This window comes from Pontimonas sp. (assembly GCF_031581085.1).
Taxonomy (GTDB): domain Bacteria; phylum Actinomycetota; class Actinomycetes; order Actinomycetales; family Microbacteriaceae; genus Pontimonas.
In genome coordinates, this window is sequence record NZ_JAVLBO010000002.1 from 25,946 (window position 1) to 44,853 (window position 18,908).

The 18,908-nt window shown below is 61.7% G+C and carries 17 protein-coding genes; 6 read left to right on the top strand and 11 right to left on the bottom strand.

Annotated elements, in window-relative coordinates:
* Window position 1: 1 nt before the first annotated feature.
* The 6 genes from purH to RI518_RS01205 all read right to left on the bottom strand — a co-directional run bounded on the left by purH (window position 2) and on the right by RI518_RS01205 (window position 7,977).
* Window positions 2-1,582, bottom strand: coding sequence for a bifunctional phosphoribosylaminoimidazolecarboxamide formyltransferase/IMP cyclohydrolase (gene purH, locus RI518_RS01180; protein WP_310671916.1), 1,581 nt, complete (start codon window positions 1,580-1,582; stop codon window positions 2-4).
* Window positions 1,579-2,178: a phosphoribosylglycinamide formyltransferase gene (purN, locus tag RI518_RS01185; RefSeq protein WP_310671941.1), complete on the bottom strand. Its 600-nt coding sequence runs from the start codon at window positions 2,176-2,178 to the stop codon at window positions 1,579-1,581. The genes purH and purN overlap by 4 nt, the downstream gene beginning before the upstream one ends.
* A gap of 13 nt (window positions 2,179-2,191) precedes the next feature.
* Window positions 2,192-3,454 (bottom strand): DUF6350 family protein, encoded by a 1,263-nt coding sequence (locus RI518_RS01190; RefSeq protein WP_310671915.1) that lies wholly within the window; start codon window positions 3,452-3,454, stop codon window positions 2,192-2,194.
* Window positions 3,455-3,504: 50 nt separating this feature from the next.
* Window positions 3,505-4,392 carry a succinate--CoA ligase subunit alpha gene (gene sucD, locus RI518_RS01195; protein WP_310671914.1) on the bottom strand — a complete coding sequence of 296 codons (888 nt, stop codon included), beginning with the start codon at window positions 4,390-4,392 and terminating at the stop codon, window positions 3,505-3,507.
* An 11-nt stretch (window positions 4,393-4,403) separates the two neighbouring features.
* Window positions 4,404-5,567 (bottom strand): ADP-forming succinate--CoA ligase subunit beta, encoded by a 1,164-nt coding sequence (sucC, locus tag RI518_RS01200; protein WP_310671913.1) that lies wholly within the window; start codon window positions 5,565-5,567, stop codon window positions 4,404-4,406.
* A 103-nt stretch (window positions 5,568-5,670) separates the two neighbouring features.
* Complete coding sequence (locus tag RI518_RS01205) at window positions 5,671-7,977, bottom strand: UvrD-helicase domain-containing protein (protein WP_310671912.1); 2,307 nt, start codon at window positions 7,975-7,977, stop codon at window positions 5,671-5,673.
* Window positions 7,978-8,035: 58 nt separating this feature from the next.
* Between RI518_RS01205 and RI518_RS01210 the strand changes: the two genes are divergently transcribed.
* On the top strand, window positions 8,036-8,317 hold the full coding sequence (locus tag RI518_RS01210; protein WP_310671911.1) for a DUF4190 domain-containing protein: 282 nt from the start codon (window positions 8,036-8,038) through the stop codon (window positions 8,315-8,317).
* 113 nt (window positions 8,318-8,430) lie between these two features.
* Entirely contained in the window at window positions 8,431-9,216 is a 786-nt protein-coding gene (locus RI518_RS01215; RefSeq protein ID WP_310671910.1) for a Bax inhibitor-1/YccA family protein, read from the top strand.
* A gap of 38 nt (window positions 9,217-9,254) precedes the next feature.
* On the opposite strand, the gene guaA is transcribed toward RI518_RS01215, so the two are convergent.
* From guaA to guaB, 5 genes are all read right to left on the bottom strand, one after another.
* Window positions 9,255-10,838, bottom strand: a complete 1,584-nt coding sequence (gene guaA, locus RI518_RS01220) for a glutamine-hydrolyzing GMP synthase (protein WP_310689165.1) — start codon at window positions 10,836-10,838, stop codon at window positions 9,255-9,257.
* Window positions 10,835-11,269: a DUF3817 domain-containing protein gene (locus RI518_RS01225; protein WP_310671908.1), complete on the bottom strand. Its 435-nt coding sequence runs from the start codon at window positions 11,267-11,269 to the stop codon at window positions 10,835-10,837. Before RI518_RS01225 ends, guaA begins: the two co-directional genes overlap by 4 nt.
* Window positions 11,270-11,279: 10 nt before the next feature.
* On the bottom strand, window positions 11,280-12,008 hold the full coding sequence (locus RI518_RS01230) for an SURF1 family cytochrome oxidase biogenesis protein (RefSeq protein WP_310689166.1): 729 nt from the start codon (window positions 12,006-12,008) through the stop codon (window positions 11,280-11,282).
* Between the two features lie 125 nt (window positions 12,009-12,133).
* Entirely contained in the window at window positions 12,134-13,246 is a 1,113-nt protein-coding gene (locus tag RI518_RS01235) for a GuaB3 family IMP dehydrogenase-related protein (RefSeq protein WP_310671906.1), read from the bottom strand.
* 36 nt (window positions 13,247-13,282) lie between these two features.
* Complete coding sequence (gene guaB, locus RI518_RS01240) at window positions 13,283-14,782, bottom strand: IMP dehydrogenase (protein WP_310689167.1); 1,500 nt, start codon at window positions 14,780-14,782, stop codon at window positions 13,283-13,285.
* A 259-nt stretch (window positions 14,783-15,041) separates the two neighbouring features.
* Here guaB and RI518_RS01245 point away from each other — a divergent pair, with 259 nt between their 5' ends.
* From RI518_RS01245 to RI518_RS01260, 4 genes are read left to right on the top strand one after another with little or no spacing between them, the layout of a single operon-like run.
* Complete coding sequence (locus RI518_RS01245; protein ID WP_397428135.1) at window positions 15,042-16,298, top strand: branched-chain amino acid ABC transporter permease; 1,257 nt, start codon at window positions 15,042-15,044, stop codon at window positions 16,296-16,298.
* A gap of 9 nt (window positions 16,299-16,307) precedes the next feature.
* Window positions 16,308-17,288 (top strand): branched-chain amino acid ABC transporter permease, encoded by a 981-nt coding sequence (locus RI518_RS01250; RefSeq protein WP_310671903.1) that lies wholly within the window; start codon window positions 16,308-16,310, stop codon window positions 17,286-17,288.
* A gap of 22 nt (window positions 17,289-17,310) precedes the next feature.
* Window positions 17,311-18,177 (top strand): ABC transporter ATP-binding protein, encoded by an 867-nt coding sequence (locus tag RI518_RS01255; protein WP_310671902.1) that lies wholly within the window; start codon window positions 17,311-17,313, stop codon window positions 18,175-18,177.
* Window positions 18,177-18,908, top strand: coding sequence for an ABC transporter ATP-binding protein (locus RI518_RS01260; protein WP_310671901.1), 732 nt, complete (start codon window positions 18,177-18,179; stop codon window positions 18,906-18,908). Before RI518_RS01255 ends, RI518_RS01260 begins: the two co-directional genes overlap by 1 nt.

An 18,908-nucleotide genomic window follows, 5' to 3' on the forward strand; every position in this document is an offset into this window, starting at 1 on the left:
ACTAGTGCAAGAAATGGCGCTGGCCGGTGTGAAACAGCGCAATGCCCGCCGTTTGCGCCCTGGCCACCACGTCGTCATCTCGCACCGAACCGCCCGGCTGCACCACAGCCGTCACGCCGGCTGAGAGGAGAATGTCCAGGCCGTCCGGGAACGGGAAAAACGCATCCGAGGCGGCCACGGCACCCGCGGCGCGATCACCCGCTCTGGTCACCGCCAACTGGCAGGAATCCACCCGGTTGACCTGACCCATCCCAATCCCCACACTCGCACCCTCGGCGGCCAACAGGATCGCGTTGGACTTCACGGATTTCACCGCGCGCCAGGCAAACTCGAGGCTCGCCAAGGTGGGGGCATCGACCGGATCCCCCGCGACCTGCTCCCACTGTGAGGCGGGAACGAAATAGTGATCTCGCTGCTGGACCAGCAGACCCCCAGAAATCACCCGGTAGTCCGTGTCATCGGACCGGTAGTCCTCCGGCAAGACCAACACTCGGAGGTTTTTCTTCACCCCGAGCACCTCGCGCGCCTCCTCGGTGACCCCGGGGGCGACGATTACTTCGGTGAATACTTCGGCGATCGCCGAGGCCGTGTCGGCATCGAGCGGGCGATTGAGCGCGATCACACCACCGAAAGCAGACACCGGATCGCAGGCGTGGGCGGCCCGATACGCCTCGAGAACCGTGTCCGCCGTCGCAATGCCACACGGGTTTTGGTGTTTGATGATCGCCACCGCCGGGCCCTCGTGGTCACCCGCCGCAATCAACGCCGCCTCGGCGTCCAAAAAGTTGTTGTAAGACATCTCTTTGCCCTGTAACAGGGTGGCCTGGGCGAGCCCCGGTGTCGCCCCCACCCGCTGATACACGCTCGCGCTCTGGTGCGAGTTCTCGCCGTATCGAAGGGCTGCCCCGTCGACACCGGTGATCGACACCTGCTCGGGTTGGCCCGGTGTGTGCCTGTCGGTGTGTGTGTCGGTGTGCGTATCGTCTTCGCCACGCTGCGTGGCAAACCACTGGGCAATCATCTGGTCGTAGGAGGCGGTGTGCTGGTAGGCCTTCCCCGCCCACGCCACGCGAGCCTCTAACGACACTGCCCCTTCCGCCAGGAAACCAGTCAGCGCGCTGTAGTCGGCGGGGTCTACCACGACACTGACACTGTGGTGGTTTTTGGCCGCTGCCCTAATGAGCGCCGGACCCCCGATATCGATGTTCTCGATGACCTCGGCCGGGCTTTTGCCACTGGCGAGGGCACGGGCAAAGGGGTAGAGGTTCACGACCACCAGATCAAAGGGTTCGATACCCAAATCGGTGAGCTGTTGATTGTGTGACTCCAGTCGGCGATCGGCCAAAATACCGCCGTGGATCGAAGGGTGGAGTGTTTTTACTCGACCATCGAGGGCTTCGGCAAACCCGGTCACCTCGGACACGTCGGTGACCTGGACACCCGACTCCCGAATGCTCGCCGCGGTGGAGCCCGTCGAGACGATGTCGACACCAGACGCCCGCAGAGCCTCGGCCAGCTCCACAAGACCCGTTTTATCGCTGACAGAAATTAACGCCCGACGAATGGTGCGCGATTGGGTCATCTCGAGTGTTCTCCTCCCCGTGGCACAGCTGCCACGCTGTCCGCTTCGGTCAAGACCTGCCAGAGCAACTGCCGCTCCGCTATTTTGATGCGATCGTGGAGGGCCTCGACGGTGTCTGAGGGTTCGACCGCGACGCGTTGCCTCGCCAAAATCGGCCCGGTGTCGACCCCGTCATCGACAGCGATGACCGATGCGCCCGCCTGCTCCACCCCCGCGCGAATCTGGTCGACTACCGCGTGAGCTCCCGGAAACTCCGGCAAATACGCGGGATGGGTGTTAATCATCCCCGGTGCAAATCGGCGCACCACCGCCGGGGGTAGCAGCTTCATGAACCCGCTCAAGACCACCCGGTCGGGAGCGTGCGATTCGATCGCGTCGATCAGGCGCTCCCCCCATTGCTCCCGGGACGCAAAGTCGCCAAAGGGCACCACAAAAGTGGGGATACCTCGCGCTCTCGCGTGTTCCAAGCCAGACGCGTCGCGATCCGAGCCCACGGCCACAACGGCGAGGTTCGAGTCGGGCTGTTGTTCACACCGCTCGAGGAGGTCCACAAGATTCGACCCCGCTCCGGAGATCAACACGACAAGACGCGTCAGCACGCGAGATAGCCTACCGAGCCGCACTCGAGGGGGCCGGTTGTTCCTGGGCTCTAATCCAGCGAAAACCCCGACCCACCGCGAGTCCCAACAGGGTGCCAAGGCCCACCTCGACTGCCCACCACGCCAAGACGGCGGGAATGTCGAGTCCTACGGTGCTAAAGCGGCCTGGCCCCAGAGAACCCGTGACCAGGGCCGCGGGGATCCACAGCAGTAGCACCGCGGTGGCGGTCGACACCAGCGCGGTAAATACTCCGCGCACGGGGGGCTGGGTGACAAGTGGTGCGCCAGAGACCCAGAACTGATCTCCCACGCGGTAGCCCAAACCCCGCTCGCTAAGCGCCGCGGCAATCACCGCGGCCCCCAGCGGGATCGCGACCACCGCGAAACCCGTGGGCCCCACGTCTTGGGGCAGTGCCCCCAAAATCGGGAGGGCGGGAAGGGCCTGGATGTCGGTTCCCAGAGGAGAGAACTGCGCGGCCTGACCCAACTGGAAACCGGGGCCAATAAACCATCCGGCCAACCACACCACCAGGGTGGGAACACACACCAGCTGCGCCACAAACAGTGTCACCAGTCCCACCACACTCGGGCCCAACGATTCAAACAGACCGATCACCGTGGCGTAGGAGACAAACAGTGCTGCGGCAAAAAACACACTGACGACGGCAATCAGAAGGGCAAACGCGCCGATGCCCGCCCGGACACCGCTGGAGAGCACCTGCCAACCCGCCGCCGGCATCACCTGCTCCAACCACAACCGACCGGGTGACCATTTGGTCGTCCAGGACGCAATGATCAGGCCGGAGGCCATAAACACAGACGGAGCGATCACCGCCTCTATGAGGGGAAAACGGGCCACGTCGTCGGTGGCACTCCAGGCAATCGCGAACGACAGGGCCACCAGGGTGAGCAGTGAAGTGAGCCACACCACGACGGGAAAATCGAGCACCATGTCCCGCCGGCCCATTCGAAACCCAAACCACAGCGTGATCAGTGCCGGTCCAAGAGGGGCGACGCTCAAGACAAACTGCGACTGGCTGGCCAAAAGGCCCAAGCCTTCGGCGGTGTCCGGGGGGAGCGAAATAGACAGGGGCACACCGTGGCCGAGAAGCCAGATATCGGCCGACGCCCGCCAGTAGACCAAAAGGTCGGTCGCAAACTGGTCGTCGAGAGCCCACACCACACTCAGTGGAGCGAAGAAAATCCCCACACCGATGCCGACCACCACGAGGGTTTCGAGGGCGGTCACCAGAACCGCAAACCGGGCTTTCATCGAGTGTTGAGCCTACCCTCCAGCACTACTCCAGCCCGGTAGAGCAGGAGCTAGTTCAGCTGGTTGACGATTTCTCGCATCAACCGGGCCGTCTCGCTGGGGGTTTTGCCCACCCTGACACCGGCTGCTTCGAGCGCATCCTGCTTGGCCTGTGCAGTGCCGGCTGAACCCGACACGATTGCGCCCGCGTGACCCATCGTTTTGCCCTCGGGTGCGGTAAACCCGGCGACATACCCCACCACCGGTTTCGTGACGTGGGAGCGGATGTAGTCGGCGGCGCGCTCTTCGGCGTCGCCACCAATTTCCCCGATCATCACGATTGCCTTGGTCGCGGGGTCCGCCTCGAACGCCTCCAGCGCATCGATGTGAGTGGTTCCCACAATGGGGTCGCCGCCAATACCGATTGCGCTCGAGAACCCAATATCGCGCAGCTCGAACATCATTTGATAGGTCAAGGTGCCCGACTTGGAGACCAGTCCGATAGGGCCCGAGTCGGTAATCGACGCGGGGGTAATACCCGCTAGCGCCTCACCGGGCGTGATGATTCCCGGACAGTTGGGGCCGATGAGCCTGGTCGTCCCCGAGCGTTCGGCGCGGGCAAAAAACTCTGCGGTGTCGTGGACCGGAATACCCTCGGTGATGACCACCGCCAACGGCATCCCCGCATCGATTGCTTCATTGACGGCGTCTTTGGCGAATGCCGGTGGCACAAACACCACCGAAACGTCAGCACCGGTCTGCTCCATCGCTTCCTGGACAGTTCCAAACACCGGCAGGGTGACCTCGCCGTGGCTCACGGTGGTTCCCGCCTTTCTGGCGTTCACCCCACCCACCACCTGGGTTCCAGCCTGGAGCATCAACGCGGTGTGCTTTGAGCCTTCCCCGCCGGTGATGCCCTGAACGATGACCTTCGAGTCTTTATTGAGAAAAATTGACATGTCTACTATCCCTACTTCCAGGCGAGCTCCGCAGCGCGGCTCGCCCCTTCATCCATGGTGTCGGCAAGGTGGACCAGGGGGTGGGCCGCTTCAGCGAGGATCGCCCGACCCTCCTCCACGCTGTTGCCATCGAGGCGCACCACGAGGGGCTTGGTCGCCTGATCGCCGATCATCTCTAAGGCCTGGACAATTCCGCGCGCCACCTGGTCGCAGGCGGTGATGCCCCCAAAGACGTTCACAAAGACACTCTTGACCTGGGGGTCACCCAGAATCACGTCGAGGCCGGCGGCCATCACTTCCGCCGATGCCCCGCCGCCAATGTCGAGGAAGTTCGCCGGTTTTACGCCGCCGAATTTCTCACCGGCGTAGGCGACGACATCGAGCGTGGACATCACCAAGCCGGCACCGTTACCAATGACTCCGACCTGGCCGTCGAGCTTCACGTAGTTCAAATCGTGAGCTTTGGCTTTTTCTTCCAACGGATCAGCCGAGGCTTTATCGGCGAGTTCTTCGTGGTGCGGGTTTCGAAACGCCGCATTTTCATCGAGGGTGACCTTGCCATCGAGGGCAATGATGTCGCCACCCTCGGTGAGCACCAGAGGGTTGACCTCCACCAGGGTGGCGTCCTCAGCGATAAACACGCCATACAGGCTCACCAGTACGGGGGCGACGCGCTCGACTAATTCGGCGGGGAACTGGGCTTTCACGGCGATGTCCCGGGCGACCTCGAGGGTGATGCCCTCGAGCGGCGAGACCTGGACTCGCGCGAGGGCGTCTGGGCGCTCCTCAGCCAATTGCTCGATTTCCATCCCCCCCTCGTAGCTGCAGAGTACGAGGTAGGAGCGGTTGGCCCGATCGAGCAGGACCGAAAAATAAAACTCGCGGTCGATCGCGGCTCCCGCGGCAACCATGACCCGGCGCACCACGTGGCCTTTAATGTCGAGGCCCAAAATGCTCTCGGCGGCGGCGCGTGCCTCCTCGGGGTTTTTCGCGACCTTCACCCCGCCCGCTTTACCGCGGCCTCCGGTCTTTACCTGGGCTTTGACGACGGTGACGCCACCCAACTCTTTGGCTGCCGCTTCCACCTCATCGGCAGTGTCGGCGATTCGACCCGCCAACACGGGAACCCCGTGTGCTTCGAACACGTCTCGGGCTTGATACTCAAAAAGATCCACGCAGAATTACCTCTCAGCAGTGCACGCACAATCCCATCAGGGGGCGCATCGAGTACAGAAGTGGCTCCAAGCCTAGTGTCTCAGCGGGCTCGCCCCGGGTGATTTAGGCACCCGGGGTGAGTGAAATAGGCGCAATTTTGACAAGGAGGCGTTTTTTTCCGACCTGGTCAAACTGCACTTCGGCGACCCGTTTGGGCCCCTGACCGGTGAGCGCGCTGATTGTGCCGGGACCAAAATCGTCGTGAGTAATTCGGTCGCCGACCGCGATGTCTAAATCGGAGTTATCGCGCACCACCGTGTCGATGCGGTTCGCCCACTGGGTGTTTTTCTCCCGCGGCGCACGAGGAAGAGACCGCGGTTCACGCTCGAGCGAAGCCCGCGGACTGGTGAGTGCGCGCTCACCGAGGCCCGAATCGCGCCACTGCATCAACTCTTCCGGGATTTCCCGCAAAAACCGGCTCGGCGCACAGACCATCGCTTCGCCAAAAGTCTGCCGGCTCATCGCCAGGGAGAGGTGCAGTTTCGTTTTCGCCCTCGTCATCCCGACATAGAGCAGGCGCCGCTCTTCGGCGAGCCCTCCGGGTTCATTCGCGCTCATTCGGTGCGGCAGGAGCTCCTCTTCGACTCCGGTGACAAACACTGCGTCAAACTCGAGTCCCTTCGCGGTGTGCAGGGTCATCAGCGACACGGTGCCCCCCGAGTCATCGAGTTCGTCGGCGGCAGCGACGAGGGAGACTTCGGTGAGAAACTCCACCAGCCCGTCGTCTGGGTTCCCCCGGGAAAACTCGCTGGCCACACCGAGCAACTCGTCGACGTTTTCGACCCGGGCGAGGTCTTGCGGGTCGTTCGAGCGCTCCAGCAGGCTGCGATAGCCCGTCCGATCGACCACGGCTTTGAGTGTGTCGGCTGCACTGGCCGAATCGATGGTGGAGCGTAGTTCACCGAGCAACTGGCTCAACTCGTTGATCGCTCCGGTGACTTTGGGGCCCAGGCCCATCTGGTCGACCTCGGTGAGCGCCTGGCTGAGTGTGATGCCGGCTTTTTCCGCGTGGGCGACCAGTGTGGCTTCCGTCGCGGGACCAATACCCCTCTTGGGGGTGTTCAGGATACGGCGCAGAGCGAGCGCATCGGCGGGGTTTGCGATCGCGTGCAAGTAGGCGAGTAGGTCTTTAATTTCGGCCCGCTCGTAGAACTTGGTACCGCCAATAATGCGGTAGGGCAGCGCCTGGCGGATGAACACATCTTCCATCGCTCGGGTTTGGGCATTCGTTCGATAAAACACGGCAATGTCGTGGTATCGATAACCCTCGTCGATGAGTGTGGCGATTTCATCGGCCACAAACTGCGCCTCATCGTGTTGGCTGTAGCCGGTGAAGCCCTGGATTTTCTCCCCGGCACCCAACTCAGAGAACAGGTTTTTGGCTTTGCGATCGAAGTTTTGGGAAATCACCGCGTTCGCCGCGTCCAAAATGGTCTGCTTCGAGCGATAGTTCTGCTCTAACAGAATGACTTCGGCACCGGGGAAGTCGCGTTCAAACTCCACAATGTTTCGAATGTCGGCGCCGCGGAAGGCGTAGATGGATTGATCCGAGTCGCCCACCACGGTGAGCGACGGGGCGTCTAGACCGTGTTGGCGCTCCTGGGGCGGTGCCGATTCGGGGACCTGATCGGGAGTGACCGCTTGGGTCAACTCTCGAATCAGGGCGTACTGGGCGTGGTTGGTGTCTTGATACTCGTCGACCAGGATGTGTCGAAACCGTCGTCGATAGACCGCGGCGACTTCGGGGAAAGCCCGAAAGAGTTGGACGGTCTGGACAATCAGGTCGTCGAAGTCGAACGCCTGCGAGCGCGCGAGCTCGGCCTGGTAATCCGACCACAGTTGATAAAACGCCACATCGTTGGGGTCCGATTCACGCACCTGCCCGCGGTAGCTATCGACATCGACCAGTTCGTTTTTCAGCCGGGACATTTTTCCCGCCACCGAACCGGGGGTCAGACCCAAGCGATCGGCGCCGTGGTCTCGAATGAGTCGCTTAATCAACGCGCGCTGATCGCCCGAATCGTAAATCGTGAACGCTTTGGTGTAGCCAAAGCGTTCAGCTTCGGTGCGCAGGATGCGCACACACGCCGAGTGGAACGTCGAAATCCACATTCCTTGACTGACCTCACCGACCAACCCAGCGACGCGCTCTCGCATCTCCCCGGCGGCTTTATTGGTGAAGGTGATGGCGAGGATCTGGCTGGGCCACGCCGTTTTCGAGGCAATCAACCCGGCAATGCGCCGGGTGAGCACACTCGTTTTTCCCGAACCCGCTCCGGCGACAATCAGGAGCGCCCCCGCCTGGGAGGTGACCGCTTGGGATTGGCGGTCATTGAGGCCCTCGAGCAGGGGTGAATCGGCGGGAAGCATGAGAGCCACAGTCTACGTGGGGCCACAGACGCTTCGGGTGAGGCCATATTCTGTTGGCATGGAGCCAGACACCCAGGCGCTACCGGTGGCACGAAGGCCGCGCGGTGCGAGAAAGCGGGTCAATGTGCTCGCTCCCCTCGCGCTGTTACTCGCTCTCGTGGCGAGCCCCCTGGCGGTGGTCTTTGGCTACCTCGCCATCGGTCAAATTCGCCGCGCCGATCAGCGCGGCGCCCCGCTCGCGTGGATCGCGATTGGTCTGGGGTGGTTGTGGGTGGCGGTGTTTACGGTCGTCCTGGGTGCTCTGGCGATGATTTGGTTTGACAACCCGCTCTGGCCCTAGCCGCATTCAGTAAGCCTTGGGCGTACACCGAGATTTTCCCCAGCCGGGTGCCTACACTGGTGTCTAGCGCAGTCATGCGCCCCCGTTTACCCCTAAGGAGTTGAGTTCCCCTCATGGCCAATTCGAACCCCGCGTTTAGTCGCTCGGCAGTGTTTAATCAGCCGGTTCGACCGACCGCGAGTGTGGCCGAGCTCGATGAGCTCTACGGCCGCCCCGCGGCGACCCCGTCCGAGACCGGACGGATGAGCTACAACGACACCATCATGAAAACCCTGATCAGCTTTGGGGTTCTCGTCATCGGTGCCCTCGTCGGCTGGGTGATACCCGCCCTCGCGATTCCCGCCGCCATCGCTGGCTTCGTGCTCGCGCTGGTGAACATCTTCAAGAAATCGCCCTCTCGCGGACTGATCCTCACCTTCGCGGCGGTCCAGGGTGTCTTCGTGGGAGGCATCTCCTTCATCTTCAACACCATGTGGGATGGCATCGTCACCCAAGCGGTGTTTGGCACCCTCGGCGTGGTCGGAGTGACCCTGTTCTTGTTCCTGAATGGGACCCTGCGGGCCACTCCGCGACTCACCCGCATCGCCATTGTCGGCATGTTCGGTTACCTGGCGTTCTCGCTGGTGAACTTTGGTCTGATGATGTTCGGCGCGACCGACTCCATGTTTGGGCTTCGAAGCTACGAAATCTTCGGAATCCCGCTCGGGCTCATCCTCGGTGTCGTGATTGTGCTCCTCGCCGTCTACTCGCTGGTACTCGACTTTGAGTCGATCAAGTCCGGTGTGGAAGGTGGAGCACCTGAAATCTATGGTTGGCAGGCAGCCTTCGGCATTACGGTCACCGTCGTGTGGCTCTACGTCGAAATCCTGCGCATCCTCGCCATCCTGCGCGGCGAATAACGGCGCGGCGAATAATCCACTACGTCAAAGCCGCCCGGTCACTCCCATTCGATGGTGCCGGGCGGCTTTGACGTAATGTCGAGGACCACGCGGTTCACACCGGCCACTTCGTTGGTAATCCGGTTCGAAATCCCCGCCAGCAGTTCGTGTTCGAGCCTGGTCCAATCCGCCGTCATCGCGTCATCGCTGGAGACGGGTCGTAACACGATGGGGTGGCCGTAGCTTCGACCGTCGCCCTGGACACCCACCGAGCGCACATCGGCGAGCAACACCACCGGGCACTGCCAAATCGCGCCATCGACACCCGCCGCGGTGAGCTCTTCGCGGACGATCAGGTCTGCTGCTCGCAGCAGGTCGAGCCGCTCTGCGGTGACCTCGCCCACAATGCGGATTCCCAGACCGGGCCCCGGAAACGGGTGTCTGGCGACAATGGCTTCGGGCACACCCAGTTGCCGGCCAATCTCGCGCACTTCGTCTTTGAACAGCGTGCGAAGCGGTTCGATGAGGTCAAATTCGAGATCGTCTGGCAACCCGCCGACGTTGTGGTGGCTTTTAATGACCGCGGTGCCGGCACCACCGCCGCTTTCCACCACGTCGGGGTAGAGGGTGCCCTGGACCAAAAACCGCACCTCGGCGTCGTCTTCGGCGGCCTCTTGCACCAAATCGGCCGCAGCCTGTTCGAAGGTGCGAATAAATTCGCGGCCGATGATTTTGCGTTTGTCCTCCGGGTCGACCACTCCGGAGAGTTCGCCGAGAAAGCGCTCTGTCGCATCGACGGTGACTAAGCGCACACCGGTGGATTGGACGAAGTCTCGCTCGACCTGTTCGCGCTCACCAGCTCGGAGCAGACCGTGGTCGACAAAGACACAGACCAACTGGTCGCCGATGGCCCGGTGCACCAGGGCGGCCGCCACCGACGAATCCACCCCGCCGGAGAGACCACAGATCACGCGAGCATCGCCGACCGTGTCTCGAATCCGGGTCACCTGGTCGGAAATCACATTGTCGGCGTTCCACTCCCGGCCGAGCCCGGCGATGTCGTGGAGGAAATGCTCCAGGACCTCCTGGCCGTGTTCGGTGTGGCGCACCTCGGGGTGCCACTGCACGCCGTAGCGCTTCGAGGCCGCGTCGCCAAAGGCCGCCACCGGGGTCGCCTCGGTGGTGGCGAGGACCGAAAAGCCCGGTGGGGCGGCCACCACCTGGTCGCCGTGGCTCATCCACGCCACCTGGTTCTCGGGTTGTCCCGCCAAGAGTGGATCGGTGTGATCGACAACTCGCGTCTCGGTCCGGCCGTATTCGCGGCTGCCCGTCTGGGCGACTTCGCCACCGAGGGCTTGTGCCATCACTTGGAAGCCGTAACAGATACCAAAAATGGGCACATCCAGATCAAACACCGCCGGGTCCAGCTCGGGTGAGCCCTCCTCATACACACTCGCCGGTCCGCCGCTTAAGACCAGGGCGAGCGGGTTTTTCGCCGAGATCTCCTCGGCACTGGCGGTGTGCGCGACGATTTCGGAATACACCCCGGCTTCTCGCACCCGCCGGGCGATGAGTTGGGCGTACTGGGCGCCAAAGTCGACCACCAGAACGGGTCGTGTGGATGGTGGATCTTCTGTGGTCACGGGGTGTGGGCTTCCGTGATGGCCCGGCGGATGATTTTTGTCGCCCCCGATTCGATGACAAAGGACAGGAAGGGAAAGAGCCCCCCCGAGGCAAGCCACAAGAACCGCCACAACGGCCAGCGCATAATCGACCAGACCCTGAAGGAGGCGAACAAGTACACCACGTAAAACCAGCCGTGGGCGATGAGGATCGCTTGCGAGAAGTTAAACGCCTCGACTTCCCCGTCGGGGGTGAGCGCCACCAGCCCCTCCCGGCCAAACATCTCCACTTCGTAGCCGTAGCCGTATTTGGCGATGATTTCCACGGTGAGTAGCAGCAGCAATATCCCGGTGATGTAGGCCGCGATGCGATAAAACTTCAGCGCACCCGGAAGCGACGGGTGGGCGGCGGGGTTGGTCGGCGTGGCCGACGATGAGGCGTCAGTAGACATCTGCTCCATCCTAGGCTTTGAGCGTTTCGGGCTGTGGCGCCTGCTCGGACTCCCACTCGTCTCGGACCAAGCGATACCAGAGATAGAGGGCAAATAGCGCGAAAATGGCCCACTCGGCGGCATAAAACAGGTTTAACCAGTTGAGCTCACCATCCGGTGGCGGAGGTTCTGTCGAAATCGTGCGCAGGCCCTCGGGGGCACTGGAGGCGACCAGATAGCCGCCATAGACCGGTCCCGGCTGCTCCCACAGGTTGATCAGCTCCGCCACAGAAATGGCGCTTCTCGCTCCCGCCTCAAAATCAAACGATTGGGGAGACTCGGTGGGAACGTAGCGGCCGGTGAGCACTCCCCCAGTGGTGCCCGCAAACCCCTCACGCGGCGCCGCCGACGAATCGGGAAGCCATCCGGTGGCGACGGCCAACGAGTAACCCTCCGCGGTAGCGCAGTGTTGAATCAACCAATCTCCGCGCCCGTCCGGGTGGAGCCGGTCGGTCACCCACAGGTCGTCACCCTGGACAAAAGTGCACTCCACGCTGACCATCCGACCACTCGCTTCGGTGGAAATCACCTGCTGGGGTGCGGCCACTGAGCCCAGCGCCACGGGAGTTTCGGTCTGCCTGGTGGGCACATCGACGGTGGCGAAGCTTCGCTCCCACTGCCACTGGCCAAGGCCCGCGAACACGGCGGCAATGGTCAACGCCAAGACCAGCGCGCCAATCCATTTCGGCCTTTTGGCCACAGCCCACATGAACGACCCCTTTTGATGACCGGCGAAGCCCGACCCCTCCAGGCTAGTTGGAGCAACTGGGGGACGCCTTGGTGTGCACGGGCTCGACAACCCGGCACTCGCGACGCGGCCTCGACTTAGCGCCTGGTGAGCACCACGTCGACTTTTTGAAAGTCTTTGAGCTCCGTGTACCCGCAAGTGGCCATCGAATGACGCAGTGCACCCATCAGATTCGTGGTGCCGTCGGCGACGTGTGCGGGACCGAGCAGGACCTCTTCCAAAGTCCCCACGGTGCCCACCTCCACACGGTTTCCCCGAGGAAGGCTCGGGTGGTGAGCCTCTGGGCCCCAATGCCACCCCGCCCCGGGCGCCTCGGTGGCGCGGGCAAGGGGTGAACCCAGCATCACCGCATCGGCGCCGGAGGCGACCGCCGCGACAATATTGCCGCTCACCCCCAAACCTCCATCGGCGAGGACGTGAACGTAGCGCCCGCCGGATTCGTCCAGGTAGTCCCGCCTGGCTGCCGCCACATCAGAAATGGCGGTCACCATCGGAGCGTGAATGCCGAGGGTCAGTCTCGTACTCGACGAGGCGCCGCCACCAAAACCGACAAGGACACCGGCAGCGCCGGTGCGCATCAGGTGCAAGGCTGCGGTGTAGCTGGCGGCACCGCCCACAATGACGGGAACATCGAGTTGGTAGATGAACTCTTTGAGGTTCAAGGGCTCCCGATTGGAGCTCACGTGCTCCGCGCTCACCGTGGTCCCGCGGATGACAAACAGGTCCACCCCCGCAGAGATCACGACATCGGAAAACTCCCTGGTGCGCTGTGGACTCAACGCCCCCGCGACGGGCACACCGGCTTCGCGAATTTCATCCAAGCGCTGTCGAATCAGTTCCGGTTTGATGGGTTCCTGGTAAAGCCGCTGCAGCAGGCCGTTTGCCTCCCCGGGCTCGACCCGGGAAATCTCAGCCAACACCTCCTCGGCCTTGTCGTATCGCGTCCACAAGCCCTCGAGGTTTAATACCCCCAAGCCACCCAGCTGGCCCAACACGATGGCACTGGCCGGTGACATCACCGAATCCATCGGGGCGGCCACGACCGGCATCGAAAAGGTGTAGGCGTCGATGGTCCATTCGAGCGAGACGTCTTCGGGGTCCCGGGTGCGCCTGGAGGGCACTACGGCGATGTCGTCGAGACCGTAGGCTTCGCGGGCGCGCTTCGCGCCACCAATTTCCAGCTCATTCACCCCTACAGCCTATCTGTGGGGGAGACAGCGGCCGGATTATCGGTTGTAGTTCGGGGCTTCGACGACACGGTGAATGTCGTGCGGGTGGGACTCTTTCAAGCCCGCTGGAGTGATCCGGACAAATTTGCCACGGACTTTCAATTCGTCGATGGTGGCCGCCCCGGTGTAGAACATCGATTGTCGAAGCCCTCCCAACAGCTGGTACACGACCGAACCCAAGGGACCGCGGTAGGGCACCTGCCCCTCGATTCCCTCCGCGATGAGTTGCTCGTCACTGGGCACGTCGGCCTGGAAGTAGCGATCACGCGAGTACGACGTTTTTTCACCCCGACGCTGCAGCGCACCGAGCGAACCCATACCGCGGTAGTGCTTGAACTGTTTACCATCGACAAAGACCAGGTCACCGGGGGATTCGTCTGTCCCGGCCAACAGCGAGCCGAGCATCACGGTATTGGCTCCGGCGACCATCGCTTTGGCGATATCACCCGAATACTGCAAACCGCCATCGGCAATCACGGGAACTCCTGCAGGGATTGCCGCGCGGGAGGCCTCGTAGACGGCGGTGACCTGAGGGACTCCCACTCCCGCCACGACCCGGGTGGTGCAGATCGACCCGGGACCAACGCCCACCTTGATGGCATCGGCGCCGGCCGAAATGAGCGCTTCCGCGCCCTCACGGGTCGCCACATTGCCGCCGATGACATCGATGTCGTCAAAAGAACTGTCGGCTTTGAGTCGGGCAATAATCTCCAACACCCCCGAGCTGTCACCGTTTGCGGTGTCCACCACGAGGACGTCAATACCGGCGTCTCTCAGGGCGCAGGCTCGATCCCACGCGTCGCCGAAGAACCCCATTGCTGCCGCGACCCGGAGGCGACCCTGAGGGTCTTTTGTCGCGTGCGGATATTTTTCGGACTTATCGAAATCTTTGACCGTAATGAGCCCGCGCAATATTCCCTTGTCGTTGACCAGTGGCAGCTTCTCAATTTTGTGCCGGGCAAAAAGCGCGAGGGCCTCGTCCCGACCGATTCCTTCCGGGGCGGTAATCAGCGAATCGCGGGTCATCACATCCCGCACGAGTGTGCTGGCCATTTCCTCGTCGGGCACAAACCGCATATCGCGGTTGGTGATAATTCCGACCAGTGTTCCCTCGCCCTCGACAACGGGAACACCGGAGACACGGAAGCGACCACACAGGTCGTCGACATCCGCCACCGTCGCGTCGGGGGTGATGGTGACCGGGTTCGTGATCATGCCCGATTCGCTGCGTTTGACTTTGTCCACCGCGGCAGCCTGGTCCTCGATCGACATATTCCGGTGGAGAACGCCAATACCGCCCTGTCTGGCCATCGAAATAGCCATGCGGGGTTCCGTGACCGTATCCATCGCGGCAGAGAGCAGCGGGGCGAACATGGAAATCCGTCTGGTCAGCTGCGAGGTGGTGTCCGCCTCAGAGGGGATGACGTCGGTGTGTGCGGGCAGCAGCATGACGTCGTCGTAGGTCAAGCCCACCAATTCGAAAGGACTCGACTCCACCCTGGACGACCTCCACACTTCTTCCGGCGGTGTAAAAATGAAAAGCTTGCGCAATTGTTATGGTACTCGTTCGACCCTTGAGGAATAACCAGGCATAATGATTCCCATTGTTAACCTTCCAAAGGTCGAAAAAAGCGTGACACTGTCAACGGTGACGGAGTCATCGAGGCGTCAGCAGGGCGCAGGGAAAACAAAATCGAGTGGAGGCCGTGTGGATTTTGTAGCCACCGAGCGCAAACCTGTGTTTCGACGTCTGGTGATGATGGCCATGACCTTCGCGCTCGCCCTCAGTGGCGTCGCTCTTGCCGCGCCCGCCCACGCCGACACCGTGGGCGACGAGTACGACCTCCAGGTCTTCGGCAACGTGAAGAATGAGGGCACCCCCCTGGAAGGGGTGGAAATCATTATCGAGGGCAACGGCTATCAGGCCTCGGTGTTGACCGATGAAAACGGCCAGTGGGGTATCGGGGTTCCTGAGCGCGGCACCTACCAAATCACTCTGGTCGAAGCCACGCTGCCCGAGGGTGTTGCCGTTCTCGAGGGTGGCCCCGTGCAGAGTTTCGACTGGGGTTTCACCAACAACGTCGCCTACAACTTCTTTATTGGGGAAGGCGAGCGCACACCGATTAGCACCATCGACCAGTTCCTGATGAGGGTCTTCGACGGGCTGAACTTTGGTCTCCTGCTCGGACTCGCGGCAATCGGCCTGTCGCTCATTTTTGGAACCACCGCTCTGCCGAACTTCGCACAGGGTGAAATGGTCACCTTCGGAGCTCTCGCCGCGCTGCTGTTTGTCCTCCTGGGAGTGCCGTTGTGGTTGGCGTTCCCCGCCGCTGTTGCCCTCTCCGGAGGTTTTGGCTGGGCGATCGATGCGGGAGTGTTTGGCCAACTGCGGCGACGCGGTGTCGGCATCGTCCAAATGATGATTGTCAGCATCGGACTCTCGCTGAGTATTCGCTACATCTACCAATTCTTTGTCGGTGGGGGCACGACCCAGCTTCCGGGTGGAACGGGCTCGGCCGAAGTACCCCTGTTTAGAACTGTGGCCCTGAGCGTCAATGACCTCATCAGTATGGCCGTGAGCCTCGTGGTGATTATCGCCGTGGGGTGGTGGCTGCTGAATACCAAAATGGGGAAAGCCACCCGAGCGGTTTCGGACAACTCGTCGCTCGCGGCAGCGTCCGGTATCGACGTGGAACGGGTGATCCGCACAGTGTGGGCTCTCTCCGGAGCGCTTTCGGGGCTGGCGGGAATCCTCTGGGCCTACTTCCGCCCCGGGCTGAAATGGGACATGGGAGAGAAAATTCTGCTCTTCATTTTCGCCGCCGGTGTGCTTGGCGGGTTGGGAACAGCGTTTGGTGCGCTGGTCGGTGCGATCATCGTGGGAATCTTCATCGAGACCTCTGCGCTGTTCATTCCCTCTGACCTGAAATACGTGGGAGCGCTGGTCATCATGATCGTGATTCTGCTGTTTAGGCCTCAGGGAATTCTCGGCAAGAAAGAGCGAATAGGTTAGCGGGGCGTCATGGACTGGAATTCGATCTACATCAACACCGCGCAAGCGCTGTTTAACCCTGTCACCATCGCGTTTGCCCTCGCAGCGCTGGGTCTGGCCATTCACTTCGGCTTCGTGGGGCTGCTGAACTTTGGTATTGCCGGCTTTATGGCTGTCGGAGGGTACGGCTACGCCATCTCGGCGCTTAGCTTCGGCTTTCCGTGGTGGGCGTCCATGCTCACCGCGATTGCCGCATCGATTCTTTTCGCCCTCGTACTGGGTTTACCGACGCTGCAGTTGAGGGGCGACTATCTCGCCATTGTGACGATCGCCTCCGCAGAAATTGTCCGATTACTTCTGGTGTCGCAGGCGTTTAACTCGGTGACCGGTTCAGCCGACGGCCTCACCGGCTTCGCTGATGATTTCCGATCCGTCAATCCATTCCCCGAGGGTGACTACGGCTTTGGACCTTGGTCCTACACGGAAAACCAATTCTGGATTCTCATCGTCGGGTTGATCATTTTGATCCTCAGCCTTTTCGTCGTCTGGCGCCTGGTAAACAGCCCCTGGGGTCGGGTGATTAAGGGCATCCGCGAGGATGAAGACGCGGTACGCGCACTCGGCAAAAACGTGTTTGGTTACAAACTCCAGGCCTTGATGGTCGGAGGGGTCATCGCGGGGTTGGGCGGTGTCATCTACGTCCTGCCCTCTTCGGCAAACCCGATGACATTCATCACGTCTCTCACGTTCTTCGTGTGGACCGCACTGTTGCTCGGTGGTGCAGCGACGGTGTTTGGCCCCCTGCTAGGAGCACTCATCTTTTGGGTTCTCCAGGCCTTCCTTGGCTCACTGCTTCCGGCCCTTGCCGAGGTGGGCGCCCTGGGAGCCTTCTCCTCTTCGCAGGCCGGCGCGCTACGGTTCGTCATCATCGGTATTTTGCTCATCCTCATTGTGGTCTTTAGGCCACAGGGACTCGTTGGCGACAAGAGGGAGTTGACCTTTGTCCGATAGCCCGAAACCACAGTCCAACCCGGTGAAGTCCACCGGACTTCACATCGGTGAGGTCGCCCCCGGGGTGAAAAAAGTTGATCCCATCATCGTGGCTGACCACGTCTCGAAGTCCTTTGGCGGTCTCACGGCAGTCGACGTCGAGCACCTAGAAGTCCCGCGCGGAGTCATCACCGCGTTAATCGGACCGAACGGTGCGGGAAAAACCACGTTTTTCAACCTGCTCACCGGCTTTGACACACCCGACAGCGGAACATGGGAGTTTGAGGGCCAGAGCCTTGCCGGAATCCCCGCACACAAGGTGGCCCAGCGTGGCCAGGTGCGCACGTTCCAGCTCACCAAAGCTCTGAGCCTGCTCACCGTGCTCGAGAACATGAAACTGGGCGCGAAAGACCAGCAGGGTGAAAACCTCTTCGCCTCGATTTTTCCTTTCCTCTGGAAACCCAAAGAGGCCGAAATTGAAGCCCGAGCGCTCGAGCTGCTGGAGCGCTTCAAGCTTCTGAAACTCAAAGACGACTTCGCTGCCAGCCTCTCTGGCGGGCAGCGAAAGCTTCTCGAAATGGCTCGCGCGCTGATGAGTGAGCCCACCCTGGTGATGCTCGATGAGCCAATGGCCGGGGTGAACCCGGCGTTGACAGAATCGCTGCTCGAGCACATTCTCGACCTGAAGAAAGAGGGCATGACTGTTCTCTTCGTCGAACACGATATGCACATGGTCCGCCACATCGCCGACTGGGTCGTCGTGATGGCGGAAGGGAAGATTATCGCCGAAGGTGCCCCCGATCAGGTCATGAGCAACGTCGCGGTGGTCGATGCCTATTTGGGCAGCCACCAGGACACCGACCTGGGCGTCGTCACCGGTCGAATCGAGCTACCCGAGGGAGAGGCCTAATGGCAGAACAGGACGGCCCAGTCGTCGAGATCAGCGATCTCGTTGCCGGTTACCTACCCGGGGTCAACATTCTTGAAGGCTGTAACCTCACCGCCGCCAAGGGTGAGCTGATCGGCATTATTGGTCCCAACGGTGCGGGTAAATCGACATTGCTCAAGGCCATGTTCGGTCAGGTCAACGTTCGCGGCGGCTCCATGAAGCTGATGGGTGAAGACATCACGGGCCTCAAAGCCAACGAGCTGGTCGCGCGAGGCGTGGGAATGGTCCCCCAGAACAACAACGTCTTCCCCAGCCTCACTATCGAGGAAAACCTGGAGATGGGTGTCTATCAAGACCCCAGCAAACTCGACGAGGGGATGACCACGGTCACTGAGCTCTTTTCCGAGCTGAAGCCCCGCTTGAAACAGCGTGCCGGCTCGCTTTCCGGCGGTGAGCGCCAGATGGTGGCCATGGGCCGCGCCCTGATGATGAACCCGTCGGTGTTGCTCCTCGATGAGCCCTCCGCGGGATTGTCACCCGTTCGCCAAGACGAAGCGTTTATTCGAGTCTCCGAAATCAACAAGGCCGGAGTGACAACCGTGATGGTGGAGCAAAACGCGAGGCGCTGCCTGCAAATTTGTGACCGCGCGTACGTACTCGACCAGGGTAAGGACGCCTACACGGGCACAGGGCGCGAACTGCTGAACGACCCCCGGGTGATCGAGCTCTATCTCGGCTCGCTGGGCGCTTAA